General features: G+C 40.6%; 14 protein-coding genes. 7 read left to right on the top strand and 7 right to left on the bottom strand.

Annotated elements, in window-relative coordinates; translation table 11 throughout:
* The first annotated feature begins 118 nt into the window (after positions 1-118).
* From HMPREF0766_RS13650 to HMPREF0766_RS13640, 3 genes are all read left to right on the top strand, one after another.
* A complete protein-coding gene (locus HMPREF0766_RS13650; RefSeq protein WP_002998238.1) occupies positions 119-3,172 on the top strand; it encodes a SusC/RagA family TonB-linked outer membrane protein in 3,054 nt (1,017 codons plus the stop codon).
* A 10-nt stretch (positions 3,173-3,182) separates the two neighbouring features.
* On the top strand, positions 3,183-4,694 hold the full coding sequence (locus tag HMPREF0766_RS13645) for a SusD/RagB family nutrient-binding outer membrane lipoprotein (RefSeq protein WP_002998236.1): 1,512 nt from the start codon (positions 3,183-3,185) through the stop codon (positions 4,692-4,694).
* 122 nt (positions 4,695-4,816) lie between these two features.
* Positions 4,817-6,214 (top strand): PepSY domain-containing protein, encoded by a 1,398-nt coding sequence (locus HMPREF0766_RS13640; protein ID WP_002998234.1) that lies wholly within the window; start codon positions 4,817-4,819, stop codon positions 6,212-6,214.
* 80 nt (positions 6,215-6,294) lie between these two features.
* On the opposite strand, the gene HMPREF0766_RS13635 is transcribed toward HMPREF0766_RS13640, so the two are convergent.
* Together HMPREF0766_RS13635 and HMPREF0766_RS13630 are read right to left on the bottom strand one after the other, a co-directional pair.
* A complete protein-coding gene (locus HMPREF0766_RS13635) occupies positions 6,295-8,199 on the bottom strand; it encodes a heavy metal translocating P-type ATPase (RefSeq protein WP_002998232.1) in 1,905 nt (634 codons plus the stop codon).
* A gap of 190 nt (positions 8,200-8,389) precedes the next feature.
* Positions 8,390-8,743: a phage holin family protein gene (locus HMPREF0766_RS13630; RefSeq protein WP_037460394.1), complete on the bottom strand. Its 354-nt coding sequence runs from the start codon at positions 8,741-8,743 to the stop codon at positions 8,390-8,392.
* Positions 8,744-8,964: 221 nt separating this feature from the next.
* Here HMPREF0766_RS13630 and HMPREF0766_RS13625 point away from each other — a divergent pair, with 221 nt between their 5' ends.
* The 4 genes from HMPREF0766_RS13625 (at position 8,965) to typA (ending at position 13,983) form a co-directional block, all read left to right on the top strand.
* Positions 8,965-9,393, top strand: a complete 429-nt coding sequence (locus HMPREF0766_RS13625) for a DUF2147 domain-containing protein (protein ID WP_002998228.1) — start codon at positions 8,965-8,967, stop codon at positions 9,391-9,393.
* A 137-nt stretch (positions 9,394-9,530) separates the two neighbouring features.
* Positions 9,531-10,778, top strand: coding sequence for an ABC transporter permease (locus tag HMPREF0766_RS13620; RefSeq protein ID WP_002998226.1), 1,248 nt, complete (start codon positions 9,531-9,533; stop codon positions 10,776-10,778).
* Between the two features lie 129 nt (positions 10,779-10,907).
* Positions 10,908-12,098 carry a glycine C-acetyltransferase gene (gene kbl / locus HMPREF0766_RS13615; protein ID WP_002998224.1) on the top strand — a complete coding sequence of 397 codons (1,191 nt, stop codon included), beginning with the start codon at positions 10,908-10,910 and terminating at the stop codon, positions 12,096-12,098.
* Positions 12,099-12,177: 79 nt separating this feature from the next.
* The gene (typA, locus tag HMPREF0766_RS13610) at positions 12,178-13,983 is read left to right on the top strand and encodes a translational GTPase TypA (RefSeq protein WP_002998222.1); all 1,806 of its coding nucleotides are present in this window, start codon (positions 12,178-12,180) and stop codon (positions 13,981-13,983) included.
* Positions 13,984-14,041: 58 nt separating this feature from the next.
* Here the strand turns inward: typA and HMPREF0766_RS13605 are convergent, their stop codons facing one another.
* The 5 genes from HMPREF0766_RS13605 to HMPREF0766_RS13585 form a co-directional block, all read right to left on the bottom strand.
* The gene (locus tag HMPREF0766_RS13605) at positions 14,042-15,463 is read right to left on the bottom strand and encodes an aldehyde dehydrogenase family protein (protein WP_002998220.1); all 1,422 of its coding nucleotides are present in this window, start codon (positions 15,461-15,463) and stop codon (positions 14,042-14,044) included.
* 109 nt (positions 15,464-15,572) lie between these two features.
* Entirely contained in the window at positions 15,573-16,286 is a 714-nt protein-coding gene (locus HMPREF0766_RS13600) for a pirin family protein (protein ID WP_002998218.1), read from the bottom strand.
* A 164-nt stretch (positions 16,287-16,450) separates the two neighbouring features.
* Positions 16,451-16,786 (bottom strand): TM2 domain-containing protein, encoded by a 336-nt coding sequence (locus HMPREF0766_RS13595; RefSeq protein ID WP_002998217.1) that lies wholly within the window; start codon positions 16,784-16,786, stop codon positions 16,451-16,453.
* 109 nt (positions 16,787-16,895) lie between these two features.
* On the bottom strand, positions 16,896-17,639 hold the full coding sequence (locus HMPREF0766_RS13590; RefSeq protein ID WP_002998215.1) for an aspartate/glutamate racemase family protein: 744 nt from the start codon (positions 17,637-17,639) through the stop codon (positions 16,896-16,898).
* A gap of 200 nt (positions 17,640-17,839) precedes the next feature.
* Positions 17,840-18,946 carry a DUF4407 domain-containing protein gene (locus tag HMPREF0766_RS13585; RefSeq protein ID WP_002998214.1) on the bottom strand — a complete coding sequence of 369 codons (1,107 nt, stop codon included), beginning with the start codon at positions 18,944-18,946 and terminating at the stop codon, positions 17,840-17,842.
* Positions 18,947-18,965 lie beyond the last annotated feature (19 nt).

Genomic DNA, 18,965 nt, shown 5'->3' with positions numbered 1-18,965 from the left:
TTTCCTATTGCGTTATTCGGTGATTTAGATTAACTCTATCTTCGTGCATTATTTATTTAGACTGAATCTAAATCAAATATAGAAAATTTTATACTTATTCAATTTAAAATATTAAGATATGTTAAAAAAATACTTTTCAATCTTATTCCTTGTATGGGTGTGGATGTACGCGACAGAGTCATCCGCGCAGACACATATTACGTTGGAAGGGCGTATTCTGGATCAGAAAAGTGATGAACCTATCAGTGGTGTGTCGGTTTCAGTGAAGGAAAATCCGCGTTCAGGAAGTGTAATTACAGGTTCTCAGGGTTCTTTCCGGATCCGGGCACATCGCGGACAGACATTAGTAATTTCTCATATTGGTTACATGGCTACAGAGGCTGTGGTTAACACCAGTCAGTCCAATCTTATATTTCGTTTAACGGAAGATCCGCATGAACTCAGTGAGGTACTTGTAACAGGAGCTTTGGGTATTAAAAGACAATCCAGAGAACTGGGAACATCTGCACAATCGGTCAACAATGAAGAGCTTAATTTAGGTAAAGTGGTCAATCCTTTACTGGCTTTATCAAGTAAGGTTGCCGGATTGAGAGTGAATGCTACGGATCTGACAACAGGTAAAACAGATCCGGGTATTCAAATCCGATTGAGAGGAACGCGCTCTCTGAACAGATCAAAAAATGATCCGTTATACGTTGTGGATGGTGTTCCTTTGCCGGATATTACCCGTATCAATCCAAATGATATACAGGATATCACGGTGCTTAAAGGCGCAAATGCCGCCGCTTTGTACGGATCTGAAGGTGTCAACGGTGCTATTATGATCACGACGAAATCGGGGCGATCGGAGAGAGGGCAGATCAATTTCAGTAACAGTACCACGTTTTCAAATGTGTTTTTATTGCCTCCGGCACAGACTGTGTTCGGGCAGGGACAGAATGGTGTATACAGCCCTGTCGCCAACGAGTCCTGGGGAGATAAATTTAATGGTGAAACGAGAGACTTCGGCTTACCGATCAACGGAGTGCAGCCTACAAAAGTGTATTCTGCTCCGTCAAAAGATAACCGCTTAGGTTTCTTTGATACCGGAATCACTGCTCAGAATGATTTGTCATTTTCAGGAGGAGATGAAAAGGGTTCATATTTTGTGTCTTTACAGGATGTGCGTATAAAAGGAGTAATTCCTGGAGATAAGTCCAGCCGTACAGGTGCCAGATTTAACGGATCCCGTCGTTTTAACAAGCTGAATACTTCATTTAATATGAACTATGTATTCTTTAAGAACAATACAACTAGTGACGGTCCCTGGTTATCGGTCTATACACAGCCTGCCAATATCGATTATAAAGAAGCAAGAAACTGGGAAGACCCGGCTTCTCCCAATCATCCGCTGAACTGGTATAATCCGGTAGCAAGCACAAGAAATCCGATTTTTATGGCGGATAATAATAGAAATATGTATGATCAGCATACTTTAAATTCAAAGCTGGAATTCAATTACGAGTTTACAGATTGGTTTGATGCTACGTACAGAACAGGTCTCTATTTCCAGTCTGAGCCGGGAAGGGTCACTAACCGCAAGTTGGTATCAAATGTTGCTACACGAAATATCAATGGTTCGGTAAATGATACACATCGTGGATTCACAAGGTTCAATAATGACCTGATTTTGAATTTTCACAAAAACTTCGGGGATTTTTCTACCAAATTATTAGTCGGACAGAATATACGAATGGATGATTCCAAGCTGATTAACGTAAGCGCTGCCAATTTATTGTTTGAAGATATATTTAACCAGGGTTCAAGAACAGGAGAGCTGACCGGCGGATCTACTATAACGAAATACCGTTCACTGGCAACCTATGGTGAGTTTACAGCGGGATACAGAAATTATTTGTTTTTGACTTTGACGGGTAGAAATGATCAGGTATCCGTATTAGACCCGAATAATAACAGTTATTTCTCTCCGGGGATCAGTTCATCATTTGTGTTTACAGACGCGATAGAAAGTCTTAAGAATAGCAGTATACTAAGTTATGGCCGGATTTATACCTCTTATAACAAGACCGGTAATGTAACCCTGGATCCTTACAGATTAAACCTGACGTACAGTCAGACCGGTGGGTTTCCATTTGGTAGCCTAGTCGGATTTACTCCCTCCTTATCGGAACCGAATTTATTAATCAAACCTGAATTTGTAAAATCATTTGAAGTGGGAACCCAACTCGCATTCTTTAATGACAGATTACGTACGGATATAGCCTGTGCGTATTCGGATTCCGACGGACAGATCTTCAATGCCGGGATATCGAGTGCTACAGGATTCAATTCTACTATTGTCAATGCAGGACAGATAATCAATAAGACACTTGAGGTCATGATTAATGGTACTGCTATTAAAAATAGAGATGTACGATTGGAGTTTGGGGTTAATTTCAGTTACACGGATACCAAAGCGAAAAATCTATATGCGGGAGATGAGTTTAATATTTTCAGACAGGCGTATGCCATCAAAGGTTTGCAATACCCTACCCTTCGTATGACCGATTTTCTAAGGGAGGACGGAAAGATTGTACTGGATAAAGACGGAAATGTTATTCCATCTACAGACGAGAAAGTATTAGGTACAATGGTTCCTCCTTATCTGTTTGGATTTAATACCAAATTCAGCTATAAATCCTTGACAGTAGGATTTCAGATAGATTCAAGATTAGGTAGCTGGATGTATTCTGAGGTAGTACCTCGTATGTATGCTGCCGGTACCCATCCGGAGACAGTGAAATATGACAGACAGCCGTTTATTATGCCAAACTCTATGGTTCGGCTGGCTGACGGCTCTATCGTTGAGAATACGAATGTATACTCTAAAGGAGATAAGGCCTGGTGGACTGCTTATGGAAATATTCAGACAACTACTGCCGCTAAAGGAGATTACTTAAAGCTAAGAGAGCTTTATATCGGATATGACTTGCCTGAAAAATGGTTAACCGGGCAGAAGCTGATAAAAAAGGCCAGCATTGGATTTGTAGGAAATAACCTCTTTATCATCAGACATTCTTCCAATACAATCGGCGATCCTGAAGCATTGTATAATCAAACGGATGGATACAACAGTTTCAGACAGATTCCTTCAGCAAGATCAATGGGCTTTAATGTTAACATGACTTTTTAATAACACGAAGATGAAATACAATATTATAAAAATAACTTTGCTGGCATTCGTTTCTATTACATTAACAGCATGTAGTGATTTTTTGGATGTAAATGTGAACCCCAACTCACCGATAAAGGAAAATTTAAGTTTAAATGCCAAATTGCCTGCTGCATTGGTTACAACAGCAGCGAATGAGGCCATTCAGTTAAACCAGATCGGTGGTTTGTGGGGCGGCTATTGGGGAACATCCAATGAGGGGGTTAGTTCATTTACATCGCTGAAAACGTATAATGGCCCGGCTATCCGGGATACCCGTGACGGAGTTCCGGTTTGGGAATCCAATTACAACAACCTGCTGTATTACAAGGAAATATTGGATCAGGCAAATACAGAAGATGCTAAATTTTATTCAGGGATAGCCAAAATTATGATGGCTTATCACTTTTTTATCCTTGTAGATTTCTATAACAATGTGCCATTCGATGAAGCATTGAAAGGTTCAGCTGTTCTGCACCCATCATATGAACCGGGTAAAGATGTGTATACCAAATCTATCAACCTGATCACTGAAGGTATTCAGGAAATCAAAGTTGCATCACTGTTGCCGACAAATGATGATGTTCTGTTTAAAGGGGATAAGGTTAAGTGGGCAAAGTTTGGAAATACATTAAAATTGAGAGCCCTTTTAAGACAATCTGAAGTTTCTGCACAGGCCACTTATATTACACAGGAGATTGCGAAAATTGTACAGGAAGGCTCAGGTTTTCTGTTAGAAAATGCAAGTGTCAATCCGGGGTATCTGAATACAGCGACCAAGATGAATCCTTTCTATGAGACATTCTATCGTAATAATGCAGGTGTGGCAGTTGCTAATTATGCAAATATACGCCCCACTCAATACCTGATCAGTAAATATAAGGAATTTAATGATCCTCGTCTGGCACAGAATTATACGAGTGTTGCAGGAGATTATAAAGGAGTTATTTTCGGAAATAATACGATTGCCAATGAATTTGCTGCGGCAACTACTTCAGCTTTCAAAGGTCCGACAGAAAATGCTAATCAACCGGCAGGGATTATAAAATCATTTAATCAGGTCAGTATGATTATTTCCCTGGCGGAAGCTAACTTTCTGCAAGCGGAGGCCGTAGAAAGAGGCTGGATAAGCGGCGTGGCAAGTCAATTGTATCAAAGCGGCATACAGGCTTCATTCAACTATTTGTTTAATGTCAACAATTATAATATACAGACCTATATCAATCAGAACAGCGTCAGTTATGCAACGGCTACAAATAAGATGGAACGGATAATAACTCAAAAGTGGCTGGCATTGAATAGTATTAATAATATTCAGGCATGGAATGACTTCAGACGCCTTGGCTTTCCAAACTTCCCGAATTCTGTATCTTCGCCTACAGCTGGAGCACATCCTTTGCGGTTTATGTATCCGGAAACAGAGGTTAATACAAATAATCAAAATGTAGTAGCTCAGGGAGAGAATGGAGTCCTTACTTCTAAAGTATGGTGGGATGCAAATTAAATTTATGCTGTCTGAATGCTTTCAGATAGCATAAACAGGAGTATAAAATAATTATGTCAGGTAATGCTGTAAAGCAACATTGCCTGATTTTTATTTGATGAATCATTAAAAAGAGAGAGAAAATGAATAAATCAAAACAAATAACGGCGGATTCAAAATGGCCGAAAATCCGTAAGTTTTTCAATGACCTTCACCTTTGGTTTGGTTTGATCAGTGGTATCGTTGTCTTGATTGTATGTCTGACGGGCACAATCTATGTATACAATACCGAAATCCGTGAAGCTGCGGCCCCGCATCTTTTTAAAGTGGAAAAGACTTCCCGGGAGGCAATGACAGCGGATGATCTTCTCGTTGCAGCGAAAAAACAAATTAAAGGCAAAATTTCAGGAATCCGGATTAGCGAAGATCCGGAGAGAGCCTATGCCATCCTGTATAGCAAACCTAAAAAAGAGGAAGGAAAACCTGAGGGAGAAGGTAAATCTGAGAAGAAGCCTGAAAAACCTGAATCCAAAAATGAGCGTAAAGAAAGTCTTGCTGAAAACGGAGAAGGAAAAAATAAAAAAGAAGGGCAGCAAAAAGAGAAAAAGGCTGGTCCTCCGGCTGGCGGGCGTCAAAGAGCTAATCAGATGATGATCAACCCTTATACCGGTGAATTATTGGGGGATCCGCAGGAAAAGGAAACAAAGACAGCTGCTTTTATGCAAAAGATGTTTAGTTTGCACCGTTGGCTTATGCTGAATGAAATAGAGAAACCTCTTATTGAAGGAGTGGAAAACAGAAAGCTGGGGAGCTGGATCACAGGGACAGCAACTCTGCTCTTTACATTAGGTGTGATCAGCGGAATAATAATCTGGTTTCCGCAACGTCTCAGAGGATGGAAGAACGGGTTAAAGATCAAATGGTCTGGGAAGTGGAAACGTATAAATCATGATCTGCACAATACATTGGGCTTTTACAGCTGTATTATTTTATTTCTGATGGGTGTAACGGGACCTTTCTGGTCATTTGACTGGTACCGGACAGGCTGGCAGAAGACCTGGGGGACCTATAAGGAAGCTCCGAAAGAAGGTGCAGCACCTCCAAAAGAAGAGAAGAAAGAAGAATCAATTTATCCAGGGCCGGAACATGCTCCTCTGCGTGTGAATCAGCTTCTGGCAATAGCGGATAAGGAATTTGTTTATCCGGGAGATTATATGGTCTCTCTGGCTTCCGATTCTGTTGCTACAGTATCTATATCCAAGTATAAAAAAGGATTCTTTGCGCCGTCCACTGCAGACAGATTAATATTAGATCAGTATTCCGGAAAAATTCTGAAAAAGGAAATTTTTGCTGAAAAACCTTTGAATGAACGCATATCCTCTTCTGTAAAGAGTCTGCACGTAGGGGATGTATATGGCCCGTTTACCAAACTGCTGTATTTTATATCCTGTCTTATAGCCACCTCACTTCCGGTGACGGGAGTCATGATCTGGTTGAATAAGATGAAGAAAACAAAAAAGAAAAAACCGGAAATGGCTTAAGCAGCGTTTGTAAACGATCTGTAATACCATTCTATAAAGGCTGTTGCAAATTATGTAACAGCCTTTATTAATGCCAAATGTTAGACTTTCATTCGTTGTACACGAACAGCGTTGAGAATCGCAGCCAGTGCAACACCCACATCCGCAATCACAGCCTCCCAGAGTGTGGCCACTCCCCCGGCACCCAGAATCAGAACAATGATTTTTACACTTAGGGCCAATATGATATTCTGCCAAACAATATTCCTTGTCAATTTACCTATTCGGATTGCCGCCAGGATTTTACGGGGTTCATCATTCTGAATAACCACATCTGCCGTTTCTACTGTAGCATCGGCTCCTAATCCGCCCATAGCAATTCCTACTGTCGCTAATGCCACTACAGGAGCATCATTTACACCGTCTCCCGCAAATGCAACTTTTCGGTTCTGATCCAGTAGTGCTTGTACATGCTTTACCTTATCTTCGGGTAACAGATTGCCGTATGCCTCGTCTATTCCTAACTTTTGAGCAACGTCATTGACAACAGATGACTTGTCTCCGGATAACATTACGGTGTGCAGACCGCTGTCTTTCATTTTACGTATCACTTCGGCTGCATCATCCTTTATCTGATCAGCAACAGTAATATAGCCTGCATATTGTTGATTAATAGCCAGTATAACAATAGAATCTACGATACTCTTAATTTCAGCGGGATAGGAAATTCCAAATTTCTCGAGCAACTTCGCATTACCGGCGAGAACCTCTCTGCCATTGACTATTCCTTTTAACCCATGTCCGGCAATCTCCTCCACTTGTTCTGCCGGTTGAACAGGTTCCTCATTATGATCATGCCGCATTACGGCTTTGGCAATAGGATGTGTAGACTGAGATTCAATCGCTTTGGCATAACGGAGCAATTCGGAAGGTGTAATATCCTGAGCAGATTTAACCTCTCTGACTTCAAAAACACCTTTTGTCAATGTGCCGGTTTTGTCCATTACAATGCTGTCTACAGTTGTAATTGCGTCCAGAAAATTGCCTCCTTTAAAGAGTATTCCGTTGCGGGAAGCAAGTCCGATACCTCCGAAATAACCTAATGGAATGGAGACTACCAATGCGCATGGACAACTGATCACCAGAAAGACAAGCGAACGGTAAAACCACTCTCTGAATATATATTCATCTAAAAAAAATGCAGGAAGCAGACAGACTGCGACTGCAAACCCAAATACAATAGGGACATATACTTTCGAAAATTTACTGATAAAGAGCTGAGTCTGTGATTTTCGGGCGGTAGCATCCTGTACCATTTCCAGGATACGGCTAAGCTTGCTGTCCTTAAAAGCAGCTCTGACCTGCACCAGACTCACTTTTTCCAGATTGATCATCCCGGCCAGGACCTCTTCATTTTTGTACTTTGTGTCCGGCTTGCTTTCTCCGGTAAGCGCCGCGGTATTAAATGATGCTGAATCGGAAGATAAGATACCGTCGAGTGCTACCTTTTCCCCGGCCTTAATACGGATGATTTCATCTATAGCTACCTGATTCGGATGTACAGCAAGTTCCTTTCCGTCTCTGATCACAGTGACTTCCTCCGGTCTGACATCCAGTAAAGCCTTGATATTTCGTTTGGCTTTGTCTACGGCACTATCCTGAAACCATTCTCCGATCTGGTAAAATACCATTACTGCAACTCCTTCTTCATATTCGCCGATCAGAAAAGCTCCTATTGTTGCGATCGTCATGAGTACAAATTCATTGAAGAAATCACCTCTTGAAGCCTTTCTTACAGCCAGATCAATGACAGGCCATCCAGCCAGAAAATAAGCAACCGCACTGAAAATGAGTTTTAAATAGGAGGCAATAATAATCCGGAAAGCATATTCTAGCAGGAGAAGGGTGAGTAAGATGATAAGTGCAATAAGCAGGTTTTTCTGCTCGATCCACCAGGGTTTTTCTTTGATCTCTGTATGATTATGGTCGTGATGATGTTCGCACATATCTTGAAATTAGAAGTCGCTATTTTGATTTTTTCTAAATTAGCAGATTAAAAACAAGAAAACGAAGATATCACATCATAAAATCTTAAAAACTAAAGTAAATCGCTGTAATAAACAATGCAAATATCTGAAAACAAAAACGGGATCCGATATTAAACCGGATCCCGTATGTATTGTAAACTTGGACAGATCAATTATCTTTTGAAGATCCCAAGATTGCGGATAATATCATTTCTACAATAGCGACAACGATTGCAAATAATGCTGCGGTCCAGAATCCGGATACATCAAATTTAGCTCCCATAATTTTATCACTTAACAATACCATCAGTACAGTAATAATAAAAGATACCAATCCCAAAGTCAACCAATTCAACGGAAAAGTAAATAAGCGAAGAATACTTCCTACAGTTGCATTTACAAATCCGATAACCAATCCGGTTACAATTGCCCAGCCGAAACCTGCAACATAAACTCCCGGAATAATCCAGGCTGATACAGCTACTACAACTCCGGTCAATAATAAACTAATAATAAATTTCATAGCAAAATGGTTTAAAAGTTCCGGGTAAAAACGTTCAAAATAAGTGCCAAAAACCATTTTAAACTCTAAAAAAGGATATTTTCAATTACTTTCTAAACTTTTAGTTATCCCATCTTGCACAGTCGTGCTATGCTAATGTGATAAAAAAAATAAAAAAAATGCTATGCTTGCATAATTATTTTTTTGTATATTCACTTTGGCAATTATAAACAGTAACTATCATGAAGAAATTAATGCTATCATTAATGGTGCTATTCGTAACAGTAGCTCTATTTGCTCAAACGGATCCTGTAATCGGTAAATGGCAGAATCCAAGTGGAGAAGCAAGAGTCGAGATCTATAAAAAGGGCGATAAGTTTTACGGAAAGATTTATTGGCTTAAAACTCCAAACGATGAATCCGGTCATCCTAAAAAAGATGTTAAAAATCCGGATGATAAGCTCAAGAGCAGACCTGTACTTGGCATGGAAAATCTGACCAACTTTGAAAAAGTAAAAGACAATCTGTATGAAAACGGAAAAGTATATGATCCTAAATCCGGAAAAACATATAGCTGTAAGATGACGCTTAAAGGAGATAAACTTGATATCAGAGGATATGTAGGTGTAAGTCTTATAGGTCGCACCGATACTTTTACAAGAGTAAAATAAGTCGGTTTCTAACATAAAGAACTTAGTAAATTAGATTTCATAAGGTGGTTTTTGGTTGAAAAGGCCTTGATATTTTATCAAGGCCTTTGTTTTTTGATTTTTAATCGATTAATTTGATATAAATAATACAATCGTATATGTCTGTTAATATGTCCTACCGCGAAAATGTCAAGCTTGCGCTGCAATCTATTGTAAGCAACAAGCTGAGGACATTCCTGACAGCTCTGATCATAGCGATTGGTATTACAGCTTTGATCGGCGTCCTTACTTCTATCGATGCGATCCAGAGTTCCCTGACGAATTCTTTCTCTTCCATGGGTTCCAATTCCTTTAATATTCGTAACCGGGGGCTTAATGTACGTATAGGCGATCAGGGAAGTAAGCCCAAAGTATATCCGGCGATTACGTATAAACAAGCGCTGGAATTTAAAGACCGGTTCAGCACAGATGCTATTGTGTCTATCAATGCAAATGTAACCTGGGCTTCTACTGTTAAATTTAAAAGTGAGAAAACTAACCCTAATATCGGAGTAATAGGCGGAGATGATAACTATCTGCAGACTTCGGGCTATAAAATTGCTGATGGCAGGAATTTTACAAAACAGGATGTGGAATTAGGAAGTGCTGTGGTGATTATCGGAAAAGAGATAACGACGAAACTTTTTAAAAATAATACAAATCCGTTGGGTCAGTATATTACTGTCGGAGATGATCGCTTTCTGGTGATTGGTGTACTGGAGAGCAAAGGTTCCAGTGCCGGATTCGGAGCTGATAAGGCTTGTTTTGTACCTATTTCAAAAGCAAGGATGATGATGGAAAATGCTAATCCTTCATATGTCATAACGGTTATGTCTCCGGATCCGCTCCGAATGGATGCTGCAGAAGGAGAAGCTATCCTTACTTTTCGTAAGATACGAGGGCTGAATGCCCGACAAACTTCTAATTTTGAAATAATAAAATCAGATGCTGTGGCACAGATGCTCATGCAAAATCTGAATTATGTGACCTATGGCGCCATTGCAATTGCTGCCATTACATTATTAGGCGCTTCCATAGGCCTCATGAATATTATGCTCGTCTCAGTTACCGAACGTACCCGTGAGATCGGGGTACGAAAGGCCATCGGTGCAACTCCGGGAGTTATACGCAAACAGTTTCTTATGGAAGCGATTGTCATTTGTATTCTGGGAGGATTAGCCGGGATTATTCTGGGAATTTCGATCGGAAATCTTTTGGCTGTAGCGCTCGGTGCGAGCTTTATTATTCCATGGAAATGGATGTTCCTGGGGATGGCGGTCTGTATCTTCGTTGGTGTAGTTTCAGGGTATTATCCTGCATCTAAAGCTTCCGGACTGGATCCTGTGGAAGCATTGCGCTATGAATAGTTAAAAATTAAACAATCGTTTCCACTGTCTTCTTTTTGTGTAATTTGGGTTAAATTTTCTTTAAACCCGCTTTCTGCGTCCCTTTCTTCAGAGATAAAACTGTATTTTTACGTGCTAAAATAGATTATTATGTATAAGACACTTCAACCTGCATTGCAGAAAGAGATCGCAGCCATTAAAGAAGCTGGTTTGTATAAAGAAGAACGTATTATCGTTACACCACAGGGAGCCGATATTAAAGTAAGCACAGGTGCTGAAGTTATCAATTTCTGTGCAAACAATTATCTGGGGCTTTCTTCTCATCCCAAAGTGATCGAAGCAGCTAAGCAGGCTATCGATTCACATGGATACGGTATGTCTTCTGTACGTTTTATCTGTGGTACGCAGGATATTCATAAGGAATTAGAATCCAAACTTTCGACTTTCCTGGGAACAGAAGATACGATCTTATATGCCGCGGCATTTGATGCCAACGGTGGGGTATTTGAGCCTTTATTTGGAGCTGAAGATGCTATCATCTCTGATGAACTGAATCATGCTTCTATCATTGATGGAGTAAGATTGTGTAAAGCGCAACGTTTCCGATATAAAAATGCGGATATGGCTGATCTGGAAGCGCAGTTGCAGGCTGCTTCAGGAGCCCGTCACAAAATTATTGTGACTGACGGCGCGTTCTCTATGGACGGATCCGTAGCTCCCTTGGATCAGATCTGTGATCTTGCCGACAAATATGAAGCACTGGTGATGATCGATGAGTCGCATTGTACAGGTTTTATCGGTAAAAACGGCAGAGGTACACACGAATTATATAACGTGATTGACCGTGTGGATATCATTACCGGAACACTTGGAAAAGCACTAGGAGGAGCCAGCGGAGGCTTTACTTCCGGTAAAAAAGAAATCATAGATATGTTACGTCAGCGTTCCCGTCCGTATTTATTTTCAAATACACTTGCGCCGGCCATTGCAGGTGCTTCGGTGGCTGTACTGGACATGCTGAGCCAGACGACAGAGCTTCGTGACAAGTTAGAGAATAACACCAAATATTTCCGTGAACAGATGACAGCTGCAGGCTTTGATATTAAGCCGGGATTTCATCCGATCGTGCCTGTAATGCTGTATGATGCTAAATTAGCACAGGAATTTGCAACAAAAATGCTGGAAGAGGGTATTTATGTAATCGGCTTTTATTACCCTGTTGTTCCTCAGGGAAAAGCCCGGATCAGAGTGCAGATATCGGCCGGACATGACCGTCATCACCTGGACAAAGCTATTGCTGCGTTTACTAAAGTCGGTCAGGAATTGGGGGTTATAAAATAAAAATTAGTGATGATGTAAAAATTGTGGTGTAAAATCGTTAACTTTGCACCCTCAAATTTTATATACAAACATTTGCTAGATGCAGAATATCAGAAACATAGCGATCATCGCACACGTTGACCACGGTAAAACCACATTGGTTGACAAAATCTTACACTTTACCAATCTTTTCAGAGATTCGGAAAACAAAGGCGACTTAATTTTGGATAACAATGATCTGGAGCGCGAACGCGGTATCACCATTGTTTCTAAAAACGTTTCTGTTACCTATCAGGGTGTAAAAATCAATGTTATTGACACTCCTGGTCACGCCGATTTCGGTGGTGAAGTAGAGCGTGTACTTAAAATGGCTGACGGGGTTATCCTTTTGGTGGATGCGTTCGAAGGTCCGATGCCGCAAACACGTTTCGTGACGCAAAAGGCATTGGGGTTAGGACTGAAACCAATCGTTGTTGTCAACAAAGTGGATAAAGAAAACTGTCGCCCTGATGAAGTATATGAAAATGTTTTTGACCTTTTCTTCAGTCTTGATGCAAATGAGGAACAATTAGATTTCCCTGTGCTTTACGGTTCATCCAAACAAGGTTGGATGTCAACAGACTGGAAAGAACCTAAAGAAGATTTCACAGACCTTCTGGATGCTATCCTGAAGCACATACCGGCTGCTCCGGTAGTGGAAGGTACGTTACAAATGCAGATTACGTCTCTTGATTATTCTACTTTCGTAGGACGTATCGCAGTAGGACGTGTGGCTCGTGGTCTGATCAAAGAAGGACAACCGGTATCGTTGGTAAAACGTGACGGTAAAATCGTAAAATCCCGTGTGAAAGAGCTGTATGTGTTTGAAGGATTAGGTAAAGCGAGAGTTACAGAAGTAAAATCAGGTGATATATGTGCTGTAGTTGGTATCGAAGGATTTGATATCGGTGATACTATCGCAGATTTTGAAAACCCGGAACAACTGGAGGTTATGCATATCGATGAGCCTACCATGAATATGTTGTTCACGATCAATAACTCTCCTTTCTTCGGTAAAGAAGGTAAATATGTGACTTCACGTCATATCCATGACCGTCTGCAGAAAGAATTGGAGAAAAATCTTGCATTGCGTGTTGTTCCTACAGAATCTCCTGATGCCTGGTTAGTATATGGTCGTGGTATTCTTCACTTATCTGTATTGATCGAGACAATGCGTCGTGAAGGATACGAGCTTCAGGTAGGTCAGCCACAGGTTATCGTTAAAGAGATTGACGGTGTGAAGTGTGAGCCTATTGAAGTAATGGTTGTAGATGTTCCTGCTGAGGTATCCGGTAAAGTAATCGAGTTGGTAACACAACGTAAAGGTGAATTGTTAGTGATGGAGACAAAAGGAGAAATGCAGCATCTGGAATTTGAAATTCCATCCCGCGGTATCATCGGTCTTCGTAACAACGTATTGACAGCTACAGCTGGTGAAGCGGTAATGGCTCACCGTCTGAAAGGTTATGAGCCTTGGAGAGGAACGATCCCTGGTCGTCTACATGGTGTATTGATTTCACTTGACAAAGGTACAACTACTGCATACTCTATCGATAAATTACAGGATCGTGGTAAATTCTTTGTAGATCCGGGAGTGGATATTTATGAAGGACAGATCTTAGGAGAACACATCCGTGATAATGATTTGACTATCAATATTGTGAAAGGTAAGCAATTAACGAATATGCGTGCTTCAGGTACGGATGATAATACACGTATTGCTCCTGCAATCAAATTCTCACTGGAAGAATCTATGGAATATATCCAGGCTGATGAGTACATCGAGGTTACACCAGAAAGTACACGTCTGCGTAAGATCTACCTGACAGAGAATGAACGTAAAATCAATGCGAAAAAATTCCAGTAATCGTATCGCATCATACATAGAAAAAGAGTTGTCAGATTTCTGACAACTCTTTTTTTGTTTACAGGAAACGTTTTATAAAATTGAACAGTTTTCTGGTTTTTGCAGTGTAGGGATACCAGAATATCCGGGATAACGGAAGGTTTTTGCTGCCTGAAACTACAGTTCTTTCATGTGAAAACGATTTGAAACCATATTGTCCGAAGGACTGTCCTATTCCCGAATGATTGACTCCGCCAAACGGAAGATTGGGGTGCATATACTGAATCAGCATATCATTTACCGCCGTAGAGCCGGCAGTTGTATTCCTGAGAACCGTATCCGTATAATGCCTGTTGTTACTGAAGATATAGAGCGCCAGAGGTTTTTCTTTCCGGGATACAAGCGTCAATGCTTCGTCTACAGTGTCATAGTAAACAACCGGTAATATGGGCCCAAAGATTTCTTCTGTCATTAAGCTGCTGTCTGCAGGCATGTCTGTCACTACTGTGGGAGCTATATAAAGCGATGTCTTATTTGTTTCACCACCTGTCAGTATCCGCGCTCCTGCTTGAACAGCTTTTTTGAGAGCCGTATCCAGGCGGTCAAATTGCCTGTCATTGATGATACGGGCCAGATCCGGCGATTGCTCTGCAGATGTTCCGAAAGCCATTATCACTTCTTCCGGTAATATTTTTTCAAATGTATCCTTCAGGTTTTTGTCTATAAGTACATAGTCGGGGGCAATACAGGTTTGTCCTGCATTTACGAATTTGCCCCATATCAGATTTCGTACTATCTGTCGCAGATTTACATCTTTATCTATAAATACAGGTGATTTGCCGCCTAATTCTAATGTTATATCTGAAAGGTGTGCAGAGGCTGCCTGCATCACGATCTTACCTACCTTTGGTGAACCTGTAAAATGAATATGGTCAAATTTGAGATTTAGTAAATGCGTAGTTTCTTCAGCTTGTCCGTTAATAACTGTAACATGCTCCTGTTTAAATACAGAACGGATAATTTCTTCTACTATCACATTGGTATGGGGAACGTATTCGGATAACTTCAGCATAACAGTATTGCCGGCAGCTATACTGCTGATTGTTTGCATCAGCGGAATCTGAAACGGATAGTTCCATGGCGTAATGATAAGAGAACTACCCTTTGGCTCATATTGGAGGTAGGAGCGTGTCGTGATATACATCAGGTTGTTCTTTACCTTTCGGTTTTGAGCCCATCTTTTTAGGTTCCTGCAGATATGTTTTATCGTAGATTGGACAACGTAGATTTCGGTATAATCTGTTTCAAAGGTATTCTTTCTGAAATCCAGATGTAAAGCTTTCGTAATTGCAGAATGATTGTTTTCTATTTGTTTACCCAAACTGCGAAGAAGGGAAATGCGTTGCTCTACGGATAGCTGTCTGGTTTTTTCCTTGTAGTCCAGTTGTCTGCAGTATAGAGAAGATATTTGTGCTAAAGGTGTACGGGGCGCTTCTGCCATAGTCGGGATATTTTATATATAAAACCATCAAATGCTAAACAAAGTTTTAATTAAAAAGGGTCCGACGATATGTCAGACCCTCAATTAACAATATTGTGGATCAGTTTATTTAAAACATGGGTACTTCTATCAGAAGAAGTTGTGCGTCTGCATTTGCTTCTATACTGACATTGCCTGAGTCGTGTATTCCTATTGCATCTCTGCGGCTAAGCTGTTCTCCTCCAACTGAAACATCTCCTTCCAAAACAAAGAGATAAATGCCGTTTGTCTGATTGTGTAAATGATAGGCTAACGTATTTCCTTTTTGCAGATCAGCAAGATTGAACCAGGAATCCTGATTTATCCATACAGCATTTGCATCTGCTTCATCTGGAGAGACAATGGTAATCCATTTATTCTCTTTGTCAAGATGGGCATATGATTTCTGATCGTATCTCGGCTCGATATCTGCTTCTTTAGGTATAATCCAGATTTGTAAAAATTTTACGTCATCTGTTTTACTTCCGTTGAATTCGGAATGCTGAATACCCGTGCCGGCACTCATGATCTGTACATCTCCGGTCTGTATATCTTTTCGATGACCCATGCTGTCGCTGTGAGCAAGTGTGCCTGATAACGGGATACTTACAATCTCCATATTGTCATGCGGATGGCGGCCAAATCCCTGACCTGCTGCTACATGATCATCATTTAGCACACGTAGTGCGCCGAAATGGATATTGTCCGGGTTGTAATATTGTCCGAAACTAAAAGAATGATAACTTTTTAACCATCCGAAGTCTGCATGACCGCGGTTTTCTGCACGATGGATTATTTTTTGCATGATTAACCTCCTGTATTTATATGTTTAAACATCAATATTTATGCCAATAACAATAACATACAGGGAGGTGTCAAAATGACAGATGGTCCTGTTGGGTAAGGGAAGTACACGAATCCGTACCTCATATTTTTATTAAATGCAGTACGGATTATGTTCTTATTGATCTATAGCAGAGCTGCTATTTTTCTGAAATTCTTTTCTTTCGTAGCATCCATAATCAGGAACCAGTCAATGATTGTCCAGATACCCAGACCACCACAAGTCAATAACTTTCCGATTCCGAGACCTGTATCTCCTATAATGAAACGATCTATACCAAATGAACCTGCAAAGATCGAGATCAACAGGGTAATCATAGGATCGTTGAAGGACAGCATCTGTATTTGTACAAACCGACTTTCATCCATTTGCAGCATTTGCTCTCTCAACAGATTAAGATGTTGAGGTGAGAAAAATTTGACCTGAGTTATTAAATAACTGTCCACTCTTTGTGCATCCATAGTTTTAGCTTAATAATGTTTTCAATCGTAAATATAGAATTTTAGTAAGAATGCGCAAAAAAATAAAATCGGTGTTATCCTGAAGATAACACCGATTTTATTTAATTACTTAGTCTTTAAGTTTTTCCGGAGCAACTGTCCGTATCAGTGCACGTGCAAGGATCCGATTGGGATCTACAAGCGGCAGACCTGAGATTTCTTTTTCACGAAGTGCCCCGGATAATTCTGTACATCCTAATATAATAACTGTAGCACCTTCTTTTTTGAGTTCGTGGATCGCAGCTACCAATTCTTCTTTTGCGCGGTTTGTAACAGGAGAGGAGCTGGCTTTGATTCCGTACTGCTCATCATGTATTGCCGCCTGGATTTTCTCCTGCCATTCCTCAGGAGGTTGAATAACTTTTAAGCCTTTTGCTGCAAATACGTGATTGTAAAGCCCTGTGTTACGGATTCCAGTTGTGGTCAGAATGCCGACTACAGGCGCAGTGAAATGTGCTGCAATATAGTCCGATGTTTCTTCTACCATATGCAGCAAACGTACTTTATGCTCTTTTTTCTGTAATTCATACCGGATGATATCAAATATGGGAACAGCATGTGCGGTATGACAGGGAATGCCAACTACAGTCGCTCCGGATTGTTCCAGTTCACTTATAATTTCCGCTATCGCATATGCCGGATTTGTGCGTGTATTATCAAGTAAATACTGCGTGCGGTCCGCGATACGATGAGGTTGCGAAGACAAAAGCACAGGCAGGTGATCCTGATCTGTGGATGCAATTGTTTCTTCCAATATTTTTTTGATAAGCTCCAGTCCGGCAAGTGGTCTGGATCCTCCGACGATTCCAATCATTTTGTACCTCCTAATCTTAATATAATCCGTACTTCAGATCGAAGTCCGGGTCTCATTAATTATCCAAAAATGAAGCCAATATATCTGTATGGGTTGCTAAAATGTGTTAAAGGAGTGTTGTATAGATTTTTATTCTGAAAAGACAGCATTATTAACATAATGTCTTTTACTGTAATTTTAATAAACAGATCTAAGAGTTATTACACTTCTTTTTCTTGGTGATAATCGTTATTTAGTTTATCCATACGTTTTTTGATGGATACATCTGTTCTGAAACCTTCCAGATTATCAATAGCGCTTTTCTCTACAGCGATACTTGTATGTGATTCATAGTCGTGAATCTCACGCTGACTTAACAGAGCCTGATCATAGGAATCACGTCCGCTCATAAGTTTGACAAATACGGGCAGACACTCAAAGAATATAAACAAGAGTGCAATGAAAAGTACAGCATTTTCTGTAGCCTGATCAACCGTGCCGTCTGCTTTAAATTTGAGGTTACCGAGGGCTGCATTACGATCTGCAAATCCGGCTATATTGACTGCACTGTCCAGGCTTTTATTGGAAAGTAGTTTTTGATCCAGTATACCCTCGAATGCCTTTCGGTCCTGCAGTACGCTTTCTTTTTGTTGAATGCGTGTGCGGAGTGTATCGAGATAAATTTCCTGCTTTTTGAGCTGGGCTTCTTTCATTTTGGCATAAGGTCCGTATCCCATGACACCGGAAGTCTCTGTTGTTTTGTTGCCAAAGATTTCGAAATTAAGTTTTTGCTTATCTGACTTTATGTTGCTGTCTAATGAGTCTGCCTGTTTTTTTAATCCGTTGAGCTGCCCGTATTCCGTTGCGTATTTATTCTCAAATGTCTGATTGAGGGTATCTATTTTTGCCCGCTGCTGGCTCAGATATGAACCTCGCAGATGTTCACGGATCTCTTTATCAAATATCTTTAACTCGAGAGGTCTGGAAATAACAACCCCGACAAGAATGGCCAGTAAGATACGCGGAAAAGCCTGAAGAAACTGCTTACCGCTTCCTTTAGTTTTATCAATACTCAGCACGATGTAACGGTCGAGATTAAAGATTGCCAGGCCCCAAATAAGTCCGAAAAGTATCGCATATACAACAGAAAGCGGATTCCCACTAAAAACAAAGTATAATGCATATCCGCCGGAAAGAGCTGCAAAAAGCCCGGTGAAGAATATCGTGGCCCCAATACTGACATATTTATTATGTTCTTCAGGATATTTTATCAGGGTGTCCTGATGTACGCCGGCACAGTACCAGAAGAAGCGAGATACACTATTCATCTTTTAAATTGCTAATTAT

The organism is Sphingobacterium spiritivorum ATCC 33861 (assembly GCF_000143765.1).
In the GTDB taxonomy this organism is placed as follows: domain Bacteria; phylum Bacteroidota; class Bacteroidia; order Sphingobacteriales; family Sphingobacteriaceae; genus Sphingobacterium; species Sphingobacterium spiritivorum.
The sequence above is the reverse complement of the archived record's forward strand: the minus strand, read 5'-3'. Positions and strand labels throughout refer to the sequence as shown.